We start from the raw sequence: 22953 nt of genomic DNA, 5'->3' as shown, positions 1-22953 counted from the left end.
TGTCCATCCAAATCCGGCCACAATTCAAGCAAAACCTTGCGGTTTCATCCCGTAATACGTGTACTCTTCCGATCTATAGCAAGCCTTGCGCCTTGAACGAGACGTGGCCGCCACGACCCACGATCACGTGGTCGTGAACCGTAATCCCCACCGCGTGCGCGGCATTGCGGATCTGGTGCGTCATCTGGATGTCGGCCTTGCTCGGCGTCGGGTCGCCTGAAGGGTGATTGTGGACCAGGATCAGGGCGGTGGCATGCACCTCCAGGGCCCGGCGCACCACCTCGCGCGGATAGACGGGGGTGTGGTTGACCGTGCCCTTCTGCTGCGGGTCATCGGCGATCAGGCGGTTCTTGGTGTCCAGGAACAGGATGCGGAACTGCTCGACCTCGCGATAGGCCATGGCGGCGCGGCAGTAGTCCAGCAGGCGGTCCCAGGAGGACAGCACCGGCTGCTCCCGCACCCGCTCGCGCAGCAGCCGCACCGCGGCCGCCTCCGCGGTCTTCAGCGCCGCCACGCCGGCCTCGCCGAGCCCCTTCACCGTCCGCAGGTGCGCCGGGTCCGCCGCGATCACCTCGGCGAAGCTACCGAACCGCGCCAGCAAGGCCTTCGCCAGCGGCTTTACGTCGCCGCGCGGCTGCGCCAGAAAGAGCAGGAGTTCCAGGACCTCGTAGTCCGGCAGCCCCTCCGGATTGGCCAGGAAGCGCTCGCGCAGCCGGGCCCGGTGGCCGGCGTAGTGCGGCTTGCCCACGCCCGGCGTGCCGGCGCCCGATCCCGGCTCGCCGTCGGCGCCAGGTCGGCGCCGCGCCGCCCCCTCCAGAGGCAGCGCGGGGTCATCGGAGGGGGAGCGGCGTCGTGACGAGGGCATGGCCTGGCGTGCCGGCAAGAGGAGCGCGGACAGGGTCGGGCTCCGGCCCGCCCGCCCGCAAACCGTCAGGGGCGGGGTCATGGGATCCGCAGGCGATGGCCGGCGGGCTCCAACGGCCCGGTCGGAGTCCGCCCATTCATCGCGCCGTCGCGCCCGCGCCCCCTTATCCGCGCACTGTGGCACATCCGCCCGCACCCGTACAGGGACGGCGGAGACGGCGGCGGGGGATCAGCCCGCCGGGGCGCGCGCGCCGGCCGCCGCCTCGCTGCCCTCGGCCGGCGCCGCGCCCTCCTGCGCGTCCGGCGTGCCGGCTCCGTCCGCCTCCTCCAGCCGGTGGCGCAGCAGCAGCGGGATCTGCGACAGGCTGAACAGCACGGTCAGGGGCAGGATGCCGAAGACCTTGAACGCCACCCAGGTGTCGCTGGAGAAGCCGCGCCAGACCACCTCGTTGATCACCGCCAGCACGACGAAGAACAGGCTCCAGCGCAGGGTCAGGACGCGCCAGCCGCGCTCTGTGAGCTGAAAGGCGCCGTCGAACACCAGCTTCAGGAAATGCCGCCCGCTCGCCAGTCCCACCGCCAGGATGGCCGCGAACAGCAGATTGACGATGGTCGGCTTGATCTTGATGAACAGGTCGTCGTCGAGCAGCACCGTCAGGCCGCCGAACACGATCACGAACACGCCGCCGACCAGCGGCATGACCGGCACCCGCCCCATCAGCAGGCGCGAGGCGATCAGCGACGCCACCGTCGCCACCACGAAGGCGGCGGTGCCCGGGATCAGGCCGAAGGCGGCATTGGCCACGAAGAACACCAGGAGCGGCCCGGCTTCCAGCAGCAGCTTGAGCCACTGGCCGGCGCCTTGGTCGGCCCCCTGTGCGGTTGAAGAGGCCGCGTCGGTCGGGGCAGCGGTCATGGTGGGGTCGCCTCCTGGCGCGAAAGGGAAAACAGAGGGAGGACGGAACCACAGCCCACCCGGATTCGTCCAGCGCATCGGACGGCCGAGGGAACGCCCCGGGCGGACGCGGCGCCACGCCTCGGCGCGCGCCCCTGTTGCGCGACCGATGCCGAAGGATGTATGGCCTGGGGGCTGCCACGTCCAGGGGCGGAGCCGGCGGACGTCGGTCGCCGAGCCCTTCACCGCCGAACCCTTCACGCTCACCGCCGTACCCGGGAGGCGCCATGACGGAGCAGGCCGACGACACGACCACCGTGCGGGTGTCCATCACCGGGCGCGTGCAGGGTGTCGCCTACCGCGCGTGGACCGAGCAGACGGCCCGGCGCCTGGGCCTCGATGGTTGGGTGCGCAACCGCGCCGATGGCTCGGTTGAGGCGGTATTCCAGGGACCGCCGCCGGCGGTCGGCCGCATGGTGGCGGCCTGCCATGACGGCCCGCCGGCCGCCCGCGTGACCGGGGTCACCCAGACCCAGGCCGCCCCGCTGACCGAGCGCGGATTCCGCCAGCGCGCCACCGCCCCCTAGAGGCCGCCACAGGGAGGATCGCCCATGGAGTCCATCGCATCCGGTGCGTCGGCGCTGGCCGGGGTGGACTGGTCGGCCTGGGCCATGATCGCCGGCATCAACCTGGTGGCCATCCTGAGCCCGGGGCCCGACTTCGCCATCACCCTGCGCACCGCCATGGCGCGCGGCATCCGGGCCGGCGTGCTGACCGCGGCCGGCATCGCCTGCGGCCTGTCGGTGCACGTGCTCTACACCCTGGCCGGGCTGTCGGTGGTCATCGCCCAATCGGTGGTGCTGTTCACCGTCATCAAGGTGCTGGGCGCGGCCTGGCTGATCTGGATCGGCACCCAGGCCCTGCGCGCCCGTCCGCAGACGGTCAGCGCGGCGGCGCCGGACCCCTCCCCTGCGCCGCGCGCCCGCGCCGCCTTCCTGGCCGGGTTCCTGACCAACGTCCTGAACCCCAAGGTGGCGCTGTACTTCCTGGCCCTGTTCACCCAGGTGATCGACCCCACCACCTCGCTGGTGGAGAAGGGCCTCTACGGCGCCACCATGATGACCCAGACCTTCCTGGTGTTCAGCACCGTCGCCGTGCTGGTGGGGCAGGCGCCGATGCGCCGCGCCTACCAGGGGGCGGCGCACTGGATCGAGCGCGTCGTGGGCGTTGTCTTCATCGGTCTGGGCGTGCGCCTGGCGTTCGCCAAGGCGCTGGAATAGCCCGGCCGGGCGCGGTTGAATCCGCCCCGGCCGCGACCCATACTCTCGGCCGGTGGTCGCCGCGGCGACCGCCCCCCGTTTCCTTTTGCCCTGGACCCCGACAAACCCATGCAGGTGACCATCAACGGCGAACCCCGCCCCCTCGACGCCCCCATGTCCGTCGACGCGCTGCTGACCACGCTCGGCCTCGATGCCCGCAAGGTGGCTGTGGAGCGCAACCGCGAGATCGTGCCACGCGGCCAGTACGCCGACACCGCCGTGACCGACGGCGACGCGCTGGAGATCGTGCACTTCATCGGCGGCGGCGCGCCCGACACCACCGCCGGGCCGGTGACGGAGGACGACGACGGCTTCGTCGTGGCCGGGCGCCGGTTCCGCTCGCGCCTGCTGGTGGGGACCGGCAAGTACAAGGACTTCACGGAGACCGCCCGCGCCCTGGAGGCGTCGGGGGCCGAGATCGTCACCGTGGCGGTGCGGCGGGTCAACGTCGCCGACCCGTCCCAGCCCATGCTGATGGATTACGTCGACCCCAAGGTCTACACCTACCTGCCCAACACCGCCGGCTGCTTCACCGCCGACGACGCCGTGCGCACGCTGCGCCTGGCGCGCGAGGCCGGCGGCTGGGATCTGGTCAAGCTGGAGGTCCTGGGCGACCAGAAAACGCTTTATCCGGACATGCCGGAGACCTTCAAGGCCGCGGAAGCCCTCATCAAGGACGGCTTCCAGGTGATGGTGTACTGCAACGACGACCCCATCGCCGCCCAACGCCTGGAGGAGATGGGCTGTGTCGCCATCATGCCGCTGGGCTCCATGATCGGCTCCGGGCTGGGCATCATCAACCCGGTCAACATCCGCCTCATCAAGGAGAACGCATCGGTCCCGGTGCTGGTCGACGCCGGCGTCGGCTGTGCCTCCGACGTGGCGGTCGCCATGGAACTGGGGGTGGACGGTGTGCTGCTCAACACCGCCATCGCCGGGGCGAAGGACCCGATCCTGATGGCGCGGGCCATGAAGCTGGCGGTGGAAGCCGGACGGCTGTCCTATCGGGCCGGCCGCATGCCCAAGAAGCGCTACGCCGATCCCAGCTCGCCGCTGGCGGGGTTGATCTAGGGGTTGGGCGCCCCCGCGGGAGCGGGGGCGCGAGATCCCCTCTCTCGGTCCCACGCTCCCGCGTGGGACAGCACACACACGCCCCCGCGGGAGCGTGGGCGTAAGAAGACCCCCCTTTTCTCTCTCGGTCCCACGCTCCCGCGTGGGACCGTCTCTCCAGCCCGAGCGCCCCCGCGGGAGCGGGGGCGCGAGATCCCTTCTCTCGGTCCCACGCTCCCGCGTGGGACAGCACACACACGCCCACGCGGCAGCGTGGGCGTAAGAAGCCCCCCCTTCTCGGTCCCACGCTCCCGCGTGGGACCGCACGCACACGCCGACGCGGGAGCGTGGGCGCGAGATCCCCTCTCTCGGTCCCACGCTCCCGCGTGGGACCGTCCCTCCAGCCCGGGCGCCCCGCGGGAGCGGGGGCGCGAGATCCCTTTTCTCGGTCCCACGCTCCCGCGGGGGACCGGTCGGCCCGGCCCGGCAAGTCCGGCCCCGACCCGGCAGAGTCTGCCGGGTGCCCGCGAGCGGGGCGGCCGGAGTCCGGGCGGTCCCGCCTGGCACGCCGCATGCTTCGGTCCGGCTCGGAAGAGTCCGCGCCGCCATTCGGAGCCCGACCATGAGCGTGTTCGCCGCCCTGCATACGTCGTCCCAGGCCATGAGCACCCAGTCTCATGTCATGGAACGCATCAGTGGCAATGTCTCCAACGTCAACACCACGGGCTACAAGGCGTTCGACGCCCACCTGCGCGAGTCGGTCAACCACGTCACGCCGAAGGGCAGCTTCGTCGGCGTCAATGCCGTCGATATCCGCCACATGGACCGGCAGGGCTCCGTCCTCGCCACCGGACGCGGCCTCGACCTGGCGCTGAACGGCCCCGGCTTCTTCGTCACCAACCCGGCCTTCGACGGCTCCGGCACCCAGCACTTCACCCGCAACGGCGCCACGACCGGCCGCGTCGGTGAGGACGGCAACAGCTACCTGGCCACCGTGTCGGGCCAGTACATCCTGGGCTGGGCGGCCGACGCCAGCGGCGCCATCGACACCGAGAGTGCGCTGGTTCCGATCCAGCTCGACAGCACCGAGGGGCTGGCCGGGGAACCCACCACCCGGATCGCGTTCGAGGCCAACGTGGAGGCCGGCAGCACCCAGGGCCATTCCTTCGAGGTCGGGGTCTGGTCCAGCCCCGGCGAAAACGGCGAGAACGCCCGCTATTCCCTGGTCATGTCCTGGACCCCGGGCGCCATCGGCAGCAACACCTGGACGGTCGGCTACGGCGTGCGCGGCCCCGACGGCGCGGTGACTCCGCTGGAGGACACCACCGAGGTGACCTTCAACAGCGACGGCACCTACGCCACCCCGACCGAGACCCCGGTGCTGACCGTGCCGCTCGGCGAGGGCGTCAGCAACGACATCGAGATCGACCTGTCCGGCATGACCCAGTACGGCGAGACCGGCTTCGTCGAGCGCCGCCAGGAGGTGGACGGCTTCCCCTCGGGCCGCGTCTCGAATGTCCAGTTCGACGGCTTCGGCCGCCTGACCGCGGATTACAGCAACGGCCAGACGCGCACCCTCTATCAGCTCGCCATCGCCGATTTCCCGGCGCCGCAGAACCTGACCGACGTCGGCAACTCGATGTTCACCTACGACACCGACGCCGGCGAACCGCTGTTCTTCGCGGTGGAGAATCAGTTCTCGCGGACCTCGGTGCAGCCCGGCTCGCTGGAGGCCTCGACCGTCGATCTGGCGTCGGAGTTCTCGCGCATGATCACGACGCAGCGTGCCTACTCGACCTCCGCCACCGTCTACCGCACCAGCGACGAAATGATCCGCACCGCCGCGGCGCTGAAGCAGTAGCGCCGCGGCGACCGCCCCGCGCGCATCAGGGCGAAGGCGCGGCCGTGACCGTCAGCGCCGGCCGCTCCGGCAACGCGGCCAGCACCGTCAGGAGATCGGCCACCGGCAGCGCCACGCAACCGGCGGTGGGGCGCAGGCCGTGGCGGGCGCCCGCCTCCGGCAACGCGCAATGCAGGAAGATGGCGCTGCCCCGCCCGGGCCGGGGCGGGCTGTCGTTGTGGCCCAGCACCACCACCACATCGTATAGCGCATCGTCGCGCCACAGGACCTCGTGGGAGGCCGGATGCGGCCGCACGATCAGCCGGTTGTAGTCCGGGTGCAGGGGATCGTCGCACCACCCCAGGACCGGGGTGATCGGGCCCACATCCAGCCCGGAGCGGCCCACGGCCGGCGGACCGTCGAGCCGGTCCGGGCGGTAGAACACCCGCCGCAGCGGCCAGGTGCCGGCCGGCGTGGCCCCGTCGCCCTCGCGCTTGGCAACGGCGACGCCGGCACGCCCCAGGGCGCAGGCCAGGCGGTGCGGCCCGAACCGCAGCCAACCATCCGCCGACACCCGCAGTCCGGCCGTCGCCGCAGGGTCGTCCGCGTCGGCCACCACCGCCCCCTCCCCTACGAGGCGGCGGCGCCGGCCTCGCCGGCGCGGGCCGCGTCGTACCGGCGCATGGCATCAAGGACGCGCTGCGAGAACCAGGGCTGGGTCGCCACCGGCCCGTCGCCGGTGCCGGCGGGGCGCCCGGTGGCCTCGGTGGGGGCGCCGCCAACCGGTCCGTCGACCGGGAGGGCGCGGAAGGCCCCGGCCGGCGGGGCGCTGTCCGGCGCCGGCGTGACCGGAATGGTAAGGCGCGCGGCCGTGCCGTCGGCGGCCCGGCGGGCGCGATCATCGGCAGCGGCCGCGACCCGCTCGCCGCGCTGCAACAGCCCCGCCATGGCGGCCGCGTCCGGCAGCACCCCGGCCGGCGCCGCCCCGACCGCCGCCGGCGGCGGCGTTGCGCGCCCCTCGCCGGCGCGCGGATTGGGGCGAGCGCGATAGTCGGCCAGGGTCATGCCGGTGGGCCGGCCATCGGCCGACGCACCGCCCGGCATGCCGTCCGCGCGGGCATCCGACTCGGCGCGGGCGGCCGCCAGGCGGGCACGCAGGGCCTCGCGGCCCTGCCTGATGTCGGCCGGCAGGCCGTCGTCCGCGCGGGCGGCGGCAGAGGATGCGGCCGCGCGGTCGCTGTCGTCGCGGGCGGGGTTCTGCTGCGGGTTCTGGCTCATGTCCTCGCTCTGCTGGTCCATGCTGCTGTCGGTCGGACCGGCGACGCCGGCGCGCGCGGCGCCGTCGAGTGCCGCCGGCGCGGCGATGCCGCCCCCGCGCGCCGCCCCCTCGCCGCGCGGTCCTCCGGTGTGGTGGGCGACGAAGGCGGCCAGCGCCGCCGACTGGGCGCCGTCCAGGGTCGGGACGGGCTCGCGCACGCCGCGCGCGGCCGCCTGATCGGCGGCGACCCGCCCGGCCTCGTTGGCCAGGAGCAGGCCGCCCAGGGGCACCGCGGCGTCCGTCGCCAGCATCGCCGACGCGGTCGCCGGCATGCCACCCACGGTGACCCCGCCGAACACCCCGCCCGGCGCCTGGGTGGCGGCCCCGGCGGTCGCCGGCAGCCCGGCCAGGGCCGGCGCGCCCGTCTGCGCCCCGGCCTGCGCGCCCGGCCCCAGGTCGGCGAGCAGATCGGCGCCGATCGGCGCGGACGCCGCCAGGGTCTCGACATCGGCGGTGCCGCCCAGCCCCGCCGGGCTGTCGAGGTCCTCGGTGAAGGCGGCCATGACGAGTTGCGCCGCGTCCTTGCCGGTGCTCTCGCGGACCACCATGTTGGCGACGCCGAAGATGGCGCCCATGGGGCCGCCGAACAGGGCTCCGCCGGCCACCTGGGCGAACGAGCCGATCTGGTCGCCCGTGATCTCGCGGTAGAGATGGTTGACCAGCGGGATGTGTTGCAGCGGGTTGATAATGTCGACGAGGTCCCAGAAGCTGAACTCCTCGACCACCTCGTCGAACGTGTAGTAAGGCTGGCCCTCGTAGACGGGCCGCGGCGCTTCGCGGTAGCGCGGGGCGGCGGCGTCGGGCGCAACGGCGTCGATGGCCATGGGGCGGTCCTCCTCACCGCCGACGGCAGCAAGCCCCGTGCCACGCGCGCCGGCTCCGGACTCGCACGGCGTCCCGCGGACTCGCTGGAGTCTGGCCGCCCGGCCCGGGCGCCGCAGGGACGCGGGCGGTCCGACACGGCCCCCGCCCCGGCCGCGCCCGGCAACCGTTGCCGGGTCGGCGCCGTCGTCCCGCGCGGACCGTGCCGCTCCCTTTATCGCGCCACATTCGCTGGATAGGGTGGCGGTGCGATGGGGGCCGAGCGCGGAACCCGCACGAGCCCGTCCCGCACGCGGCCCCGATCGCGGCCCTGCAGGAGACTCCCCGAAGGAGACCCGATGCCTCAGTTCACGCGCCGCGCCTGGCTCCGGCATGCCGTCGCCGCCCTCGCGGTCCTCGCCCTGGTCCCGCCGGCGGTCGCGCCGGCCCCGGCCCAGGCCCAGGACGGCCGCCTAAACCCCTACCTAATGACCACACAGGAAGCGGTCCTGCTCAAGCAGGCGGCCGCGTACCTGAACGACATCCAGTCCATGCGGGCCCGGTTCACGCAGACCTCGTCGAGCGGCAACTACGCCAAGGGCACGGTCTACATGAGGCGGCCGGGGCGCATGCGCATCGAGTACGACCCGCCGGCCGAGGTGCTGGTGGTGGCGAACGGCTCCTACGTGATCTACGAGGACGGCGAGCTGGATCAGGTCAGCTACATCGGCTTGGGCGATACCCCGCTCGGCATCCTGCTGCGGGAGCAGGTGGAGTTCACCGACCCGGCGATCACGGTGACCGGCATGCGCCAGCGCGGCGGCCTGCTGGAGATCGACCTGGTCGAGACCGAGGAGCCGGGCCAGGGCACACTCACCCTGGTGTTCTCCACGGGGCCGATGGAGCTGCGGCAATGGAAGGTGCGCGACGCCCAGAACATCGAGGTCACGGTCACCCTCATCACGCCCCGCTTCGGCGTCGACCTCGACCGCGAGCTGTTCACCTATACCGAACGGTCGGGCTTCAGCCGGAACTGACGGCTCGCGCCGCGTCGCCCCCGCGCCCCCTCACGAGGAGGGCGCGGCCCACGGCCCGAAGGCCGGCGTCTCGGGCAGGCCCATCGACGGCACCGACGGCATGACCGACCCGGCCATCGACCCGCCGGCCGCGCCCGCCCCGGGCGGGGTTGGCGGCGCCGACGGCGCCATCGGGCGGCGATCGCGCGCCGGCGGACGCATGCCGCCGCCGCCGTTGCCGGCACCGCCGGCGGGCGGGTCCGGGCGCAGCGCCTCCTTGGCGATCTCGGTGATGCCGGCCAGCGACCCCAGCACGCCCGTGGTCTCCATCGGCAGCATCAGCACCTTCTGGTTCGGGGCCACGGCCAGGCTCTGCAACGCCTCCACGTATTTCTGGGCCACAAAGTAGTTGACCGCGCCCATACCGCCCTTGCCGATCGCCTCGCTGACCAGGGTGGTGGCGCGGGCCTCGGCCTCGGCCAAGCGCTCGCGCGCCTCGGCGTCGCGCCAGGCCGCCTCGCGCCGGCCCTCGGCCTCCAGGATGGTGGCCTGCTTCTGGCCCTCGGCGACCAGGATGGCGGCGCGCTTCTCGCGCTCCGCCTTCATCTGGCCGGCCATGGCGTCCACCAGATCCCGCGGCGGCGAGATGTCCTTGATCTCGATGCGGGTGACCTTGACCCCCCAGGGGTTGGTGGCGAGGTCGACGGTGGTCAGGAGTTGGGCGTTGATCTGATCGCGCTGCGACAGCAGTTCGTCCAGATCCATGCTGCCCATGACGGTGCGCAGGTTGGTCATGGTCAGGTTGAGGATCGCCAGTTCAAGCTGGCGCACCTCGTAGGCCGCCTTGGGGGCGTCGAGCACCTGATAGAACACCACCCCGTCCACGGTGACCATGGCGTTGTCGCGGGTGATGACCTCCTGCTCGGGAACGTCCAGGACCTGTTCCATCATGTTCATGCGGGCGCCGATCTGCTCGACGAAGGGCACGATGAGATGCAGGCCGGGGCCCAGGGTCTTGGTGTACTGCCCGAACCGCTCGACCGTGTACTCCCAGCCCTGGGGGACGATCTTCACGCTCAGGACGATGAACACGAGGGCCAGGACGACCAGCGTGATCACCAGGATCGTTGTTTCCATCATCCGCCGTTTCCCCCACGCGAGGCTTCCCGCTGCACTCTAGCACCGGGCTTCGAACCGGCCCAGCGCGTTACCGGCGCGTTGCAGAATGGCGGTCACGGTGCGCCGAGCCGGCCGCGCGGGACCAGCCCGCCCCCTCCGACTCGGCGGAATCGCGGGTCGGATCAGTTGCTATCGGTGGCGTGACTCTTGCTTGTTGCCGTAGACTCGGCGTCATGGCCCGGGCCCGGGGCAGCCGCGCGTCCGCCCCCGGCCTGATGCCTTCTTTTCCGGCGGCATGAGGACTCCATGGGCAGGGACCCGATCCAAGGCGCACGTGCGGCGGATGATCGCACCCGGCGCGCCCGGCAGGGCATCCTGGTCGCGGCCGCCCTGTTCATGGTGCTCATTACCGGCGTGGTCGGCTATGGAACCTGGCAGAGCTACCATGTCGCTATGACGCGGGCGCGCGAGGTGACCGAGAGCTTCGCGCTGACCTATCGGGCGTTCACCGAGCAGACGCTGGAGAACCTGTCCGGCGCCCTGCACGAGATCGCCACCTTCCGGGAGGGCCGCCGGCCCATCGCCGCCCCACCCGACCTGGGGGCGTTCCTGCGGCTGCGGCGCGACCAGTCGCCGCTGGCGCGCGACATCCTGATCGCCGACGCCGAGGGAACCGTGGAATTCTGGACCGGCGTCTGGCCCCCGCCCGACATCGCCCGCGACCCGGCCTATCGGGCACACCGCGCCCGCAGGCAATCGGTGGATCGCGACTGGCTGAGCCCGGTCTACCGCGACCCGCAGGCCGACGGGCGCTTCACCTTCGCGCTCGCCCACACCATGCGCGACGAGTCGGGCACTCCCACCGGCAGCGTGATCGCCCTGATCGACCAGGCCACGTTCGCGGCCGCCTACAATTCTCTGGTCGAGTCCGAACAGGCCTCTGTCGCCTTGGTACACATCGACGGCACCATCATGGCCCGGCTGCCCGACCCGGGAAACGTCGTCGGCGAGGTCATCGAGTCGGTGGCGAACCGCTCCACCCTGGGGCCGGTGCGGCGCACGCAGCTGCTGCCGTCGCCCGTCGACAGCAAGATGCGCATCATCGCGGAGTGGCGCCTGTCCGGGTACCCACTGATCGCCGCCGCGACCATCACCCGCAACTCCGTTCTCGCCCCGTGGCGCCAGGACGTGGCCTGGGGCCTGGGCGTATTGCTGCTGGCCGGGCTAGGGGTGACCGCGCTCACCTACGGCCTGATGCGCCAACTCCGGCTCCAGGCCGAGGCGCAAGCGGTCGTGCAGCGTCAGAACACCGTTCTGGTGGCACAGCAACAGACCTCGACCGACGGCATCCTGGTGGTCGACCGTCACGGCCGCATCCTGTCGTGGAACCAGCGCTTTGCCGACCTGTGGGGCTTCTCCGACCAGGACATGGCGGGCGGTGATTCGGACCGGCTGCGCGCCCTGGCCCGGGCGCGCGTGGTCGACCCCGACGCCTTCGACGCCCGGGTCGGCGAGTTGTACGCCAAGCTGGACATCGACGAGCTGGACGGCACCGAGATCCGGTTCCGGGACGGGCGGATCCTGGAACGGTACTCGCGCGCCCTGCGCAGCGAGAGCGGCACCGCGTGGGGCCGGGTGTGGTTCTTCCGGGACGTCACCCAGCGCCGCCACGACGAGCAGGCCCTGCGCGACAGCGAACAGCGCTTCCGGGACGTCGCCAACGCCGCCGACGAGTACATCTGGGAGGTGGACGCGGAAGGCCGCCTGACCTTCATGACGGAGCGGGCCCAGGACATCCTCGGCTACCCGGTCTCGGCGATGCTGGGCCGGTACCCGATGGACTTCGTCGCCCCGGAGGATGCCCCCTGGGTCCAGGCACGGCTCGACGACGCCCAGGCCCGGCGCGGCAAGCTGGAGATCGCCGAATTCCGCAGCGTGCGCCGCGACGGCACCACCGTGTGGCAGCGCGCCTGCGCCGTGCCGGTGCTGGACGACGCCGGCAACCTGGTGGGCTATCGCGGCACGTCGATGAGCATCGACGACATCAAGGCGCGCGAACTGGAGGCCCAGGAGGCCTCCGCGCGCCTGGAAGACCAGGCGGTGGCCCTGGTCGGGCTGGCCGAACAGCTCGACACCTCGAACCGAGAGATGCGCCGGGTGCAGGAGCGGTTCGATCTGGCCATGCGGGGCACCACCGACGGCATCTACGACTGGGATCTGCTCACCAACCGCATCTATCTGTCGCCGCGCTGGCGCGAGATGCTCGGGCTCGGCGACAGCGAGGCCGAGGTGTCGCCGGCCTACTGGACCCAGCGCATCCACAAGGACGACTACCTCGCCTCGGTGCGCGCGCTGTCGGCCCATCTGTGGGCGCAAACCCCGCAGTACCGCCATGTACACCGCATCCGCCACCGCAATGGACAATATCTCTGGGTGCTGGACCGCGCCCAGGTGGTGCGCGACGTGGAGGGCCAGGCGGTGCGCCTGGTGGGCACCCACGCCGACATCACCGAGATGCGGCGCTACGAGGAGGCGCTGCACCAGGCCAAGACCGAGGCGGAGGCCGCCAACGCCGCCAAATCGCGCTTCCTGGCGGTGATGAGTCACGAAATCCGCACCCCCATGACCGGGGTGCTGGGCATGGCGGACCTGCTGCTGGCGTCCGACCTGAGCGCGCGCCAGCGCAGCTACGCCGAGACCCTGAAACGCTCGGCCGACACGCTGCTTGGCCTGCTCAACGACATCCTCGACTTCTCCAAGGTCGAGGCCGGGCAGCTCGCGCTGGACGACGTCGACTTCGACGTCCCGACCGTCATGGAGGACGTGGCCCAGCTCTTCTGCGTCAATGCCTCGGAAAAAGGTCTGTCGATGGAGACCGTGCAGGCCGTCGCGCCGCCCCCGGCGGTGCGCGGCGATCCACACCGGCTGCGTCAGATCCTGTTCAATCTGGTCGGCAACGCCATCAAGTTCACCGAGAAAGGCGGCGTCGCGATCGTGCTGGAGGACAGCGACCGGACGCCGGACGGCGGCTACCGCCTCACCCTGGCGGTCCGTGATACCGGCATCGGCCTGTCGCCCGATCAGCGCCTGCGGCTGTTCCAACCCTTCATCCAGGCCGACAGCACCACCACACGCCGATTCGGCGGCACCGGGCTCGGCCTGGCCATCTGCAAGCGCCTGGTCGAGGCCATGGACGGAACCATCAGCGTCGACAGCACCCCCGGCGAGGGGTCGACGTTCCGGTTCACCATCCACGTCGGCGTCGGTGACCCCGCGGCCGTGGTTTCGGTCGCGCCGGGGACGACGCAGGGCCTGCCGAGCCCGCCGCCTCACCGGCGCCCCGCTCCCGGAACCCGCCTGCTGCTGGCCGAGGACACGACGGCGAACCGCCTGCTGATCGCCACCGTGCTGGAGCGGCTCGGCTACGCCGTCGACGAGGTGCACGACGGCGCCGAGGCCCTGGCCGCGGTCAAGGCCGCGCCGGACGCCTATGCCCTGGTGCTGATGGACATGCAGATGCCGGTCATGGACGGCGTGGAGGCGACCCGCGCCATCTGCGCGCTGCCCGGCGATCCGCCGCCGGTTGTCGGTCTCACCGCCGATGCCATGCGCGAAAACCACCCGGCCTATCTTGAGGCCGGCCTGCGCGAGGTGCTGACCAAGCCGGTGGACTGGGCGGCCCTGGAGACGGCGGTGGCCCGCCACGCCCGCGGCGTGACGTGGCTGGACGGCGCCGCGGACGCCCCGCCGACGGAGGACACGACGGCCGCCGCGGAGGCGGCAGACGCGGGGGACGCGCCAGACGCCGCAGAAGCCCCAGACGCCGCAGAAACCGCAGAAGCCGAGGACGACACCTCGACCCGCCCCGCGGTCGCGGACCCGGGCCCCGCCCCGACTCGACCGGCCGCGCCGCCCGGCCCGCCGGACGCGGAGGCGGAGTCCAAGGCGGAGCCCGCGCCGGCGCCGGCACCCGAGCCCGCCCGCGAGACCCCCCGCGAGACCGAAGACGCCCCCCGGGGCGAAACCGACGGCCGGGAGGCATCGGGCGCCGCCCCCCGCGCGGTCGCACGCGACGCGACCGTCCCGACAGCGCCCACCCCACCCGCGGCGCCCGTTGCCCCACCGCAACCGCCACCGACCCGGCCCGAAGGGCGCCAGCATCCGGCAGCGCCGCGCCTGCCGGACGTGACCCCGGCGCCGGGCACCGTGCCGGCGGCCCTGGTGGCCCGCTCGGACGAGATCACAGCGAGCCCGGCCGATGCCTTCGAAGCGGAGGGTCCGGTGTTCGACTCCGCCACCCTCGACGCCCTGCAGACGCGCCTCGGCTCCGCCCGCATCGCCCCGATCGTGCGCTCCATGCTCGCCAACATGGACACCCAGCTCGAGAACCTGCGCGCGGCGGTCACGCACGCCGACGCGGAGGCCATGGCGCGCGCCGGCCATTCCCTCAAGGGGCTGGCCGGTCAGTTCGGGGCGACACGCCTGTCCCGCGTGGGGTATCATATTCAACACGGAACCCTGGATGTCGCCGCGGTGGACCGCCTGCTCCCGGCTCTGGACGCCACCGCCGACTCCACACGGTCGGCCATCGAAGCATGGCTGGACAGCCACTTGGAGCCGTCGGCATGAGACCGGCCCTGCGCGACGCGCCACCCGACGAGGCGGCCATAGAGCCATTGCCGCCGCCGGCTCCCGCCACGGCCCCGCCCTCACCCCCGGCGCCGGGTACGGCGCCGGTCGATCCAAGCCTGCCCGACGCCACGCCGACGCGCATCGTGGTCGTCGACGACGTCGAGCCCAACGCGCAGATCCTGGCGGCGATGCTGGAGACCTTGGCAGGGGCCGGCGTCACCGTGTTCACGGATGCGGAACGCGCCGTGCGGTGGTGCGTCGCCCATGATCCGGACCTTGTGCTGCTGGATTACCGCATGCCGGAGCTGGATGGGCTGGCCTGCCTCGCCCGGCTGCGCGCCGTGACGAGCGAGAGCGAGACGCCGGTCATCATGGTCACGTCCGACGACTCGCGGGAGACGCTACGGGCGGCCTTCGAGGCCGGCGCCACCGACTTCCTGCGCAAGCCGGTGGAGGAAACCGAGTTGATCGCGCGGGCGCGCAACCTGTTGCGTCTGCGCCTGCGTCACCGGGCGCTGGTGCGCGCCAATGAGGCGCTGGCGCGGGCGGCCAACGAAGACGACCTGACCGGCGCGCTCAACCGCCGCCGGTTCATTGAACTGGCGAACATCGAAATAGAGCGGTGCCGCCGCCACCGCCGGCCGGTCAGCCTGATCGTGATCGACATCGACCACTTCAAGAGCATCAACGACACCCTCGGCCATGCCGCCGGAGACGCCGCCCTGACCGATTTCGCCGGGGCCTGCCGCGAGGCGTTGCGGGTCACCGACCTGCTCGGCCGCATGGGCGGCGAGGAATTCGCCGTGCTGCTCCCGGAAACCGCCATGGCGTCGGCCACCGACGTGGCGGAGCGGCTGCGCGCCACCATCGCCGAGCGCCAGGTGGCCCTCGACGGCGTGACGCTGACCATCACCGCCAGCCTGGGGGTGGCCCAGTGGAGCGAACCGGCCGAGACCCTGGATGCGCTGCTGCACCGTTCCGACACGGCCATGTACCTGGCCAAGACCGGGGGCCGGAACCGCGTCGTGGCGACGAAGCCGCCCCCGGAGGAATGACCGCGGGACCGAGACAGGCGAGGAGTCTCGCGCCCACGCGCCCCAGGGAGAGTCTTCTCGCGCCCACGCTCCTGCGTGGGCGCATGGGGGTCACGCTTGGTCCCCCGCGGGAGCGGGGGACCGAGAAGGGAGAGTCTTCTCGCGCCCACGCGCCTGCGGGAGCGCATGCGGGGGTCACGCGCGGTCCCCCGCGGGAGCGGGGGACCGAGGAAGGCTAGCAGTCTCTCTTCTCGCGCCCACGCTCCTGCGTGGGCGCATGCGGGGATTACGCGCGGTCCCCCGCCGGAGCGGGAGACCGAGAAGGGAGAGTCTTCTCGCGCCCACGCTCCTGCGGGGGCGCATAGGGGGGCTCGCGCGGCCCCCCGCGGGAGCGGGGGGACCGAGAAAGAAGGGAGAGTCTTCTCGCGCCCACGCTCCTGCGGGGGCGCATGCGGGGGTCACGCGCGGTCCCCCGCGGGAGCGGGGGACCGAGAAGGGAGAGTCTTCTCGCGCCCACGCGCCTGCGGGGGCGCATAGGGGGGCACGCGTGGTCCCCCGCAGGAGCGGGGGACCGAGAAAGAAGGGAGAGTCTTCTTGCACCCACGCGCCTGCGGGAGCGCCTGGGGGGGGTCACGCGCGGTCCCCCGCAGGAGCGGGGGACCGAGAAGGGAGAGTCTTCTCGCGCCCACGCTCCTGCGTGGGCGCATGCGGGGGACCGAGAAAGGCTGGGAGTCTCGCGCCCGCGGGAGCGCCCCGGCCGCGGCCCTCAGGCGGCGTCCTGGGCGGTCGTCTTGGCCTTGCCGCCGGCCCGATTGACGTGGCTGGCACTGCCGGCGCACCCCTTGGCCCCGCCGCCGGCCGCGGCCTTGGCGGCCTCCTCTTCGGCCTTGGCGGCGTCGGCCCGGCTCATCTGCTGCATCACCAGGTCGTCGAACACCCACTGCGCCGGCCGTTGGTTTTCGAACGACACTTCCGGCGCCATCGGCCCATCGGTGCGGATGCCGCGCAGGGCCACCTTCAGCGCCTTCAGCGGGTTGCGCACCGTGTCCTCGACCGCCGTCGCCTCATACCCGCAGTGCATCATGCAATTGGCGCACTTCTCGTAGCGGCCGGTGCCGTAGCTGTCCCAGTCGGTGGTTTCCATCAGCTCCTTGAAGGTGGCGACGGTGCCCTCGTTGAGCAGGTAGCACGGCCGCTGCCAACCGAACACGTTGCGGGTCGGGTTGCCCCACGGCGTGCAGTCGTAGGTCTGGTTGCCGGCCAGGAAGTCCAGGTACAGCGCCGACTGGTTCCAGCGCCACTTGCGGCCCTTGCCGCGCTGGAACAGGTCGCGGAACAGTTGCTTCGTGCGCTGGCGATTAAGGAACACCTCCTTCATCGGCGCGCGCTCGTAGGCGAACCCGGGGGCGATGGTCACCCCCTCCACGCCCAGGTCGTCGGTGGCGTAGCTGACGAAGTCGGCCACGCGGTCCACCTCCACGCCCTCGAACAGGGTGGTGTTGCACGTCACACGGAAGCCGCGCCGGCGCGCCTCCTTGATGGCGGCCGTGGCCTTGTCGAACACGCCGTCCTGGCAGACGGCGGCGTCGTGGTGTTCGCGGTCGCCGTCGAGGTGAATGGAAAACGTCAGGTACGGACTGGGCTTGAAGTCGTCCAGCCGCTTCATCAGCAGCAGCGCGTTGGTGCACAGATAGACGAAGCGCTTGCGCTTGGTCAGTTCCGCGACGATCTGCACGATCTGGCGGTGCAGCAGCGGTTCACCGCCGGCGATGGAGACGATGGGCGCGCCGCATTCCTCGGCGGCTCCCACGCACTCCTCGACGCTGAGGCGCTTGTTCAGGATGCTGTCCGGGTAGTCGATCTTCCCGCAACCGGCGCAGGCCAGGTTGCAGCGGAACAGCGGCTCCAGCATCAGCACCAGCGGATAGCGCTTGGTGCCGCGCAGGCGCTGCTTCATCAGATAGGAGCCGACGCGGACTTGCTGGATCAGGGGAACGCCCACGGTATCATCACTCCTGGGTCGGGACGGTTCGCGGCCGGGCGGGCGAGGCGGATCGGGGCGGTGGATCGGGGGGCGGCTCAGGCCACGTGCAGGTCGTGGCGGTCACGATCGCGCGGGCCTTCGGGGTCGATGCCGCGCTCGCGCATGGCATCCGACAGCACGCGCGGCAACTTGAACTGCATGTGCTCCTCGATCCCCTGAAGCTGCTCGGCCCGGGCCGGCGCGACCTTGTCGATGCGGGCCACCAGATCGCGCACCAGCCGCTCGGGCGCTGAGGCACCGGCGGTCACGCCCACCACCGAGACGCCGCGGAACCAGGCATCCTCGATCATGGTGGCATCGTCGATGAGATAGCTCGGCACCCCCATGGTGGTCCCGATCTCGGCCAGGCGGTTGGAGTTGGACGAGTTGCGCGCCCCCACCACGAGCAGCAGGTCCACCTGGCTCGCCAGTTCCCGGACCGCGGTCTGGCGGTTCTGGGTGGCGTAGCAGATGTCCTTGACGTCCGGCCCCTGGATCTTGGGGAAGCGGCGCTTGAGCGCCTCGATGACGTCCTTGGTGTCGTCCACCGACAGCGTGGTCTGGGTGACGTAGCCGACCATGTCGGGATCGCGGATCTGGAGCCGCTCCACGTCCTCCACCTGGCTGACCAGATGCACGCCGCCCGGCACCTGGCCGCGCGTGCCCTCGACCTCGGGGTGGCCCTCGTGGCCGATCATGATGACCTCGCGGCCCTTGCGGGCCAGGTTCTGGCCCTCGCGGTGTACCTTGGACACCAGCGGGCAGGTGGCGTCGATCACCGGCAGCGCGCGCCGGTCGGCCTCCTTGACCACGGCCTGCGGCACCCCGTGGGCGCTGAACACCGTGACGGCGCCGTCGGGCACCTCGGTCAGTTCCTCGACGAACACCGCGCCCTGATTGCGCAGGGTCTCGACCACATGCTTGTTGTGCACGATTTCGTGGCGCACGTAGACCGGCGGGCCGTAAATCTCCAGGGCGCGCTCGACGATCTCAATGGCCCGTTCGACGCCGGCGCAGAAGCCGCGCGGGCTGGCCAGGATGACGCGCAGGTGGGTGGGCATGGCATCGGGCGCGGTGCGCTCGGATGCGGCACCAGGGGCGGCGGGAGTGGCGGGCGTGTCGTCCACGGGCGCGATCCTCGGGCTGAGGGCTGGAAAAACTCCGCCATATCTAGAGCTTCGGCCCGGTCCGATGCAAGGTTGCGGTCCCCCCAATCGGTCCAGGGGTTCCGGCCTGCGACCGAATCGCAACAGCAACGGCCCCTTGCCCGCCCGACGGGGGAGCGGTAGGGATGAGCCCTCATCCTCCGCGTCCGCAGCCTCTCCGCCCGTCAGGGAGACCCGCCCATGCCCACGCTCGTCACCGGCGGCACCGGCTTCGTCGGCGCGGCCGTGGTCCGCGCCCTGCTCGCGCGCGGCGCGGCGGTGCGCTGCCTGGCGCGCCCGGGCGGCGACCGGCGCAACCTGGCCGGCCTGGACGTGGAGATCGTCGCCGGCGACCTGACCAACCCGGCCTCGCTGAAGGCGGCGGCGCGCGGGGTCGACGCCCTCTATCACGTCGCCGCCGACTATCGGCTGTGGATCCCCGATCCGGCGGCCATGGAGGCGGTCAACGTCGAGGGCTCCCGGGCCGTGATCCGCGCCGCCCTGGAGGCCGGCGCGCGCCGGGCGGTCTACACCAGTTCCGTCGCGGTGCTGAAGCCGAACGCCGACGGCACCCCGGCGGACGAGGACACGCCCACCACCGAGACCGACATGATCGGCGCCTACAAGGGCAGCAAGTTCCGCGCCGAGAGGGCCGTCCGGGCGCTGGTCGAGACCGAGGGCGCGCCGGTGGTGATCGTCAACCCGTCCACCCCCATTGGCCCGCGCGACATCAAGCCCACGCCCACCGGCCGCGTGATCGTCGAGGCCGCCGCCGGGCGCATGCCGGCCTATGTGGATACCGGCCTGAACGTGGTGCACGTCGACGACGTGGCCGCCGGGCACCTGCTGGCCTTCGATCACGGGACCGTGGGGGCGCGCTATATCCTGGGCGGCGAGAACCTGACCCTGGCCGACATCCTGGCCGAGGTGGCCCGCCTGCGCGGCCGCCGGCCGCCCCGGGTCAGACTGCCGCACGGCCTGATCCTGCCGTTCGCCCATGTCGCCGAGGCCATCGCCCGGCGCACCGGCCGGGAGCCGTTCGCCACCGTCGACGGCCTGCGCATGGCCCGCAAGCGCATGTTCTTCACCAGCGCCAAGGCCGAGCGCGCCCTGGGCTACCACGCCCGGCCGGCGGCCGACGCCATCGCCGACGCCGTCGCCTGGTTCGACGCCAACGGGTACCTGACATGATCGCCCGCCTGATCGCCGCCTGGGTCGAGGGCGCCCGCCGCCGCCGCTGGACGGTGCTGGCCGTGGCCCTGGTGCTCACCGCGCTGTCGCTGTGGGCGGCGGCCACGCGCATCGGGGTCTCTACCGATACCTCGGCGATGCTGGACCCCGACCTGCCGTTCCAACAGCAGAACCGGGCGCTGAAGGACGCCTTCCCGCAGTTCGGCGGCGAACTGGTGATCGTCCTCGATGCCGACACCGCCGCCCTGGCCGACGACGCCGCCCGCCGCCTGACCGCGGCACTGCGGGCGCGGGACGATCTGCTGGCCTTCGTCTCCGACCTCGCCGGCGACCCCTTCTTCCGCCGCAACGGGCTGCTGTTCCTGTCGCTGGACGAGTTGTACGCGCTGTCCGACACCCTGGCCGAGGCCCAGCCGTTCCTGGGCACACTGGCCGCGGACCCGTCGCTGCGCGGCCTGGCCGACTTGATGGACACCGCCGCCGACGGCCTCGCCGACGCCAACGCCGACGCGGGCGGCGGGCCGTTGCCGCTGGCCGACGTGCTGACCCGCATGGCCGAGACCACGGCGGCGCGGCTGGCCGGGGCGCCCGCGCGCCTGGACTGGCAGGCGCTGATCCAGGGCGACGACGGCCCGATGGCGGAGATGGGCGGCGCCCGCCGCCTGATCCTGGCCAAACCCGAGCGCCGCTTCGCCAGCCTGACCCCGGCCGGCGACGCCATGCGGCTGATCCGCACCACGGCGCGCGACCTGGGCCTGACCCCGGACCGGGGCGTGACCGTGCGCCTGACCGGCGCCGCCGCCATGGAGACCGAGGAACTCAAGAGCGTGCAGACCGGCATGGACATCGCCGGCGCCATCACGCTGGTGGCGGTGGTCACGCTGCTGATCGTGGGGTTGCGCGCGCCCCGCCTGATCCTGGCGACCGTGGTCACCCTGTTTGCCGGGCTGTGCTGGACCGCCGGGCTGGCGGCGGTGACCGTGGGCACGCTGAACATGATCTCGGTGGCCTTCGCGGTGCTGTTCATCGGCCTGTCGGTGGATTTCGGCATCCATTTCGCCCTGCGCTACAAGGAGGCCCGCGACACCGGCGCCGACAGTGCGACCGCCCTGGACGCGGCGGCGCGCGGGGTGGGGCCGGCGCTGGCCCTGTGCGCGGCGGCGGCGGCCATCGCCTTCCTGTCGTTCCTGCCCACCGACTACCGCGGGCTGGCGCAACTCGGGTTGATCTCGGGCCTGGGCATGGGGGTGGCCTTCGTGGCCAACCTGACGCTGCCGCCGGCGCTCCTGAGCCTGTTGCCGGTGCGGCCCGGCCGCGCCGGCGGCGCCGGCCTGTCGCGGCTGGCGATGCGGTTGGACGACGGCCTGCGCCGGCATGCCCGGGCGGTGGCCCTGGCGGCGCTGGCGCTGGCGGTGGGCGCGGCGGCGCTGGCCCCGACCGCGCGCTTCGACTTCGACCCGCTGAACCTGCGCGACCCCGACACCGAGTCCGTCGCCACCCTGTTCGACCTGCTGGCGGATCCGCGGGTCACGCCCTACACCATGGACATCCTGGCGCCCGACCTGGACGCGGCCGAGGTGCTGGCCGAGCGGGTCGCCACCCTGCCCGAGGTGGACAGCGCGATCACGGCCCGCGACCTGGTGCCCGACGCCCAGGACGAGAAGCTGTTCGTGATCCAGGACATGGCCCTGTTCCTGGCCCCGGCCCTGTCGCGCGCACCGGCCCCGCCGCCCGACGCAGCCGAACGCCGCGCCGCCCGCGACGCCCTGGTGGCGGCCCTGGACCGGCTGGCGACGGCCCCCGGCGCGGATGCCGAGACCCAGGCGGCGGCACAGCGGCTGGCGGCGGTCCTGGCGCGGGTGCCGGACGACGCCGCCCTGGCCGCCGTCGCAAGCGCGCTGACCGCCGACCTGCCGCCCATGCTGGAGCGGCTGCGCGACTCCCTGCAGGCGGCCCCGGTCGCCCTGGAGGACCTGCCGGACGCCCTGTTGGGGCGCTACCTCGCGCCGGACGGCCGCGCCCGGGTGGAGGTGCGCCCGGCCCTGGATCCGCGCGATCCCGACCAGCTCGCCCGCTTCGTCGACGCGGTGCGCGCGGAGGTCCCCACCGCCACCGGCTCCCCCGTGCTGATCCGCGAGTCGGGGCGCACGGTGATGCGCGCCTTCGCCGAGGCGGCGGCGCTGGCGCTGCTGGGCATCACGGTGCTGCTGGCCGTCACCCTGCGGCGGACACGCGATATCCTGCTGGTCTACGCCCCGCTGACCCTGGCCGGCCTGCTGACGGTGGCGACGGCGGCGCTGGCCGGGCTGGCGTTCAACTTCGCCAATGTCATCGTGCTGCCGCTGCTGTTCGGTCTGGGGGTGGCCAGCGCCATCCACCTGGTGCAACGCGACCGCGACGAGGGCGACGTCGCCCACACCATGACCAGCAGCACGCCCCGGGCGGTGGTGTTCAGCGCGCTCACCACCATCGGCTCGTTCGGCTCCATTGCCGCCTCCAGCCACCCCGGCACCGCCAGCATGGGGATCCTGCTCACCATCGCCATCGGCCTGACGCTGCTCTGCACCCTGGGGGTGTTGCCGGCCCTGCTGGCGCTGTGGCCGAGCCGTGGGCGGCCCCCCAGATAGGGGAGACAGTCGGATCGCCGCCGGGCTCTGGACGCCGACCATACGCCGGCGTATACATCGAGGCTGGTGCCCGCCCCAC

General features: G+C 72.5%; 16 protein-coding genes. 9 read left to right on the top strand and 7 right to left on the bottom strand.

Annotated elements, in window-relative coordinates; translation table 11 throughout:
• Positions 1-73: 73 nt before the first annotated feature.
• Complete coding sequence (gene radC, locus GGD88_RS12020) at positions 74-865, bottom strand: RadC family protein (RefSeq protein ID WP_246423721.1); 792 nt, start codon at positions 863-865, stop codon at positions 74-76.
• Between the two features lie 228 nt (positions 866-1093).
• Positions 1094-1780: a septation protein A gene (locus GGD88_RS12015; RefSeq protein ID WP_184435760.1), complete on the bottom strand. Its 687-nt coding sequence runs from the start codon at positions 1778-1780 to the stop codon at positions 1094-1096.
• Between the two features lie 266 nt (positions 1781-2046).
• Between GGD88_RS12015 and GGD88_RS12010 the strand changes: the two genes are divergently transcribed.
• From GGD88_RS12010 to GGD88_RS11995, 4 genes are all read left to right on the top strand, one after another.
• A complete protein-coding gene (locus tag GGD88_RS12010) occupies positions 2047-2346 on the top strand; it encodes an acylphosphatase (RefSeq protein ID WP_184435758.1) in 300 nt (99 codons plus the stop codon).
• Positions 2347-2370: 24 nt separating this feature from the next.
• Entirely contained in the window at positions 2371-3039 is a 669-nt protein-coding gene (locus tag GGD88_RS12005) for a LysE family transporter (protein ID WP_184435756.1), read from the top strand.
• A gap of 108 nt (positions 3040-3147) precedes the next feature.
• Positions 3148-4149, top strand: coding sequence for a sulfur carrier protein ThiS (gene thiS, locus GGD88_RS12000; protein WP_184435754.1), 1002 nt, complete (start codon positions 3148-3150; stop codon positions 4147-4149).
• Between the two features lie 601 nt (positions 4150-4750).
• On the top strand, positions 4751-5989 hold the full coding sequence (locus tag GGD88_RS11995; RefSeq protein WP_184435752.1) for a flagellar hook protein FlgE: 1239 nt from the start codon (positions 4751-4753) through the stop codon (positions 5987-5989).
• 25 nt (positions 5990-6014) lie between these two features.
• Here GGD88_RS11995 and GGD88_RS11990 read toward each other — a convergent pair whose 3' ends face one another.
• Both GGD88_RS11990 and GGD88_RS11985 read right to left on the bottom strand, forming a co-directional pair.
• Positions 6015-6584 (bottom strand): L,D-transpeptidase family protein, encoded by a 570-nt coding sequence (locus GGD88_RS11990; RefSeq protein WP_184435750.1) that lies wholly within the window; start codon positions 6582-6584, stop codon positions 6015-6017.
• A 14-nt stretch (positions 6585-6598) separates the two neighbouring features.
• On the bottom strand, positions 6599-8110 hold the full coding sequence (locus GGD88_RS11985) for a hypothetical protein (RefSeq protein WP_184435748.1): 1512 nt from the start codon (positions 8108-8110) through the stop codon (positions 6599-6601).
• A gap of 336 nt (positions 8111-8446) precedes the next feature.
• Here GGD88_RS11985 and GGD88_RS11980 point away from each other — a divergent pair, with 336 nt between their 5' ends.
• Positions 8447-9124 carry a LolA family protein gene (locus GGD88_RS11980; RefSeq protein WP_246423720.1) on the top strand — a complete coding sequence of 226 codons (678 nt, stop codon included), beginning with the start codon at positions 8447-8449 and terminating at the stop codon, positions 9122-9124.
• A 30-nt stretch (positions 9125-9154) separates the two neighbouring features.
• On the opposite strand, the gene GGD88_RS11975 is transcribed toward GGD88_RS11980, so the two are convergent.
• Positions 9155-10243, bottom strand: a complete 1089-nt coding sequence (locus tag GGD88_RS11975; RefSeq protein WP_184435746.1) for an SPFH domain-containing protein — start codon at positions 10241-10243, stop codon at positions 9155-9157.
• 285 nt (positions 10244-10528) lie between these two features.
• Between GGD88_RS11975 and GGD88_RS11970 the strand changes: the two genes are divergently transcribed.
• Complete coding sequence (locus tag GGD88_RS11970) at positions 10529-14851, top strand: PAS domain S-box protein (protein WP_184435744.1); 4323 nt, start codon at positions 10529-10531, stop codon at positions 14849-14851.
• Positions 14848-15909, top strand: coding sequence for a GGDEF domain-containing protein (locus GGD88_RS11965; protein WP_184435742.1), 1062 nt, complete (start codon positions 14848-14850; stop codon positions 15907-15909). Before GGD88_RS11970 ends, GGD88_RS11965 begins: the two co-directional genes overlap by 4 nt.
• Before the next feature lie 745 nt (positions 15910-16654).
• Here the strand turns inward: GGD88_RS11965 and hpnH are convergent.
• Together hpnH and ispH are read right to left on the bottom strand one after the other, a co-directional pair.
• Positions 16655-17890 carry an adenosyl-hopene transferase HpnH gene (hpnH, locus tag GGD88_RS11960; protein ID WP_184435740.1) on the bottom strand — a complete coding sequence of 412 codons (1236 nt, stop codon included), beginning with the start codon at positions 17888-17890 and terminating at the stop codon, positions 16655-16657.
• Positions 17891-17967: 77 nt separating this feature from the next.
• A complete protein-coding gene (ispH, locus tag GGD88_RS11955) occupies positions 17968-19038 on the bottom strand; it encodes a 4-hydroxy-3-methylbut-2-enyl diphosphate reductase (protein ID WP_425502592.1) in 1071 nt (356 codons plus the stop codon).
• Between the two features lie 219 nt (positions 19039-19257).
• On the opposite strand from ispH, the gene hpnA reads away from it, so the two are divergent.
• Together hpnA and GGD88_RS11945 are read left to right on the top strand one after the other, a co-directional pair.
• The gene (gene hpnA, locus GGD88_RS11950; protein WP_184435738.1) at positions 19258-20247 is read left to right on the top strand and encodes a hopanoid-associated sugar epimerase; all 990 of its coding nucleotides are present in this window, start codon (positions 19258-19260) and stop codon (positions 20245-20247) included.
• Positions 20244-22874 carry an MMPL family transporter gene (locus GGD88_RS11945; RefSeq protein WP_184435736.1) on the top strand — a complete coding sequence of 877 codons (2631 nt, stop codon included), beginning with the start codon at positions 20244-20246 and terminating at the stop codon, positions 22872-22874. The genes hpnA and GGD88_RS11945 overlap by 4 nt, the downstream gene beginning before the upstream one ends.
• Positions 22875-22953: the final 79 nt, after the last annotated feature.

Source organism: Roseospira goensis (assembly GCF_014197795.1).
Lineage (GTDB): Bacteria > Pseudomonadota > Alphaproteobacteria > Rhodospirillales > Rhodospirillaceae > Rhodospira > Rhodospira goensis.
The sequence above is the reverse complement of the archived record's forward strand: the minus strand, read 5'-3'. Positions and strand labels throughout refer to the sequence as shown.

Excerpts from the sequence above, each read along its gene's own strand:
- hpnA (WP_184435738.1), top strand. The coding sequence starts at position 19,258 with ATGCCCACGCTCGTCACCGGCGGCACCGGCTTCGTCGGCGCGGCCGTG.
- GGD88_RS12005 (WP_184435756.1), top strand. The coding sequence starts at position 2,371 with ATGGAGTCCATCGCATCCGGTGCGTCGGCGCTGGCCGGGGTGGACTGG.
- thiS (WP_184435754.1), top strand. The coding sequence starts at position 3,148 with ATGCAGGTGACCATCAACGGCGAACCCCGCCCCCTCGACGCCCCCATG.
- GGD88_RS11965 (WP_184435742.1), top strand. The coding sequence starts at position 14,848 with ATGAGACCGGCCCTGCGCGACGCGCCACCCGACGAGGCGGCCATAGAG.
- radC (WP_246423721.1), bottom strand. The coding sequence starts at position 865 with ATGCCCTCGTCACGACGCCGCTCCCCCTCCGATGACCCCGCGCTGCCT.
- GGD88_RS11980 (WP_246423720.1), top strand. The coding sequence starts at position 8,447 with ATGCCTCAGTTCACGCGCCGCGCCTGGCTCCGGCATGCCGTCGCCGCC.
- GGD88_RS12015 (WP_184435760.1), bottom strand. The coding sequence starts at position 1,780 with ATGACCGCTGCCCCGACCGACGCGGCCTCTTCAACCGCACAGGGGGCC.
- GGD88_RS11975 (WP_184435746.1), bottom strand. The coding sequence starts at position 10,243 with ATGATGGAAACAACGATCCTGGTGATCACGCTGGTCGTCCTGGCCCTC.
- GGD88_RS11995 (WP_184435752.1), top strand. The coding sequence starts at position 4,751 with ATGAGCGTGTTCGCCGCCCTGCATACGTCGTCCCAGGCCATGAGCACC.
- GGD88_RS12010 (WP_184435758.1), top strand. The coding sequence starts at position 2,047 with ATGACGGAGCAGGCCGACGACACGACCACCGTGCGGGTGTCCATCACC.
- GGD88_RS11945 (WP_184435736.1), top strand. The coding sequence starts at position 20,244 with ATGATCGCCCGCCTGATCGCCGCCTGGGTCGAGGGCGCCCGCCGCCGC.
- GGD88_RS11985 (WP_184435748.1), bottom strand. The coding sequence starts at position 8,110 with ATGGCCATCGACGCCGTTGCGCCCGACGCCGCCGCCCCGCGCTACCGC.
- GGD88_RS11970 (WP_184435744.1), top strand. The coding sequence starts at position 10,529 with ATGGGCAGGGACCCGATCCAAGGCGCACGTGCGGCGGATGATCGCACC.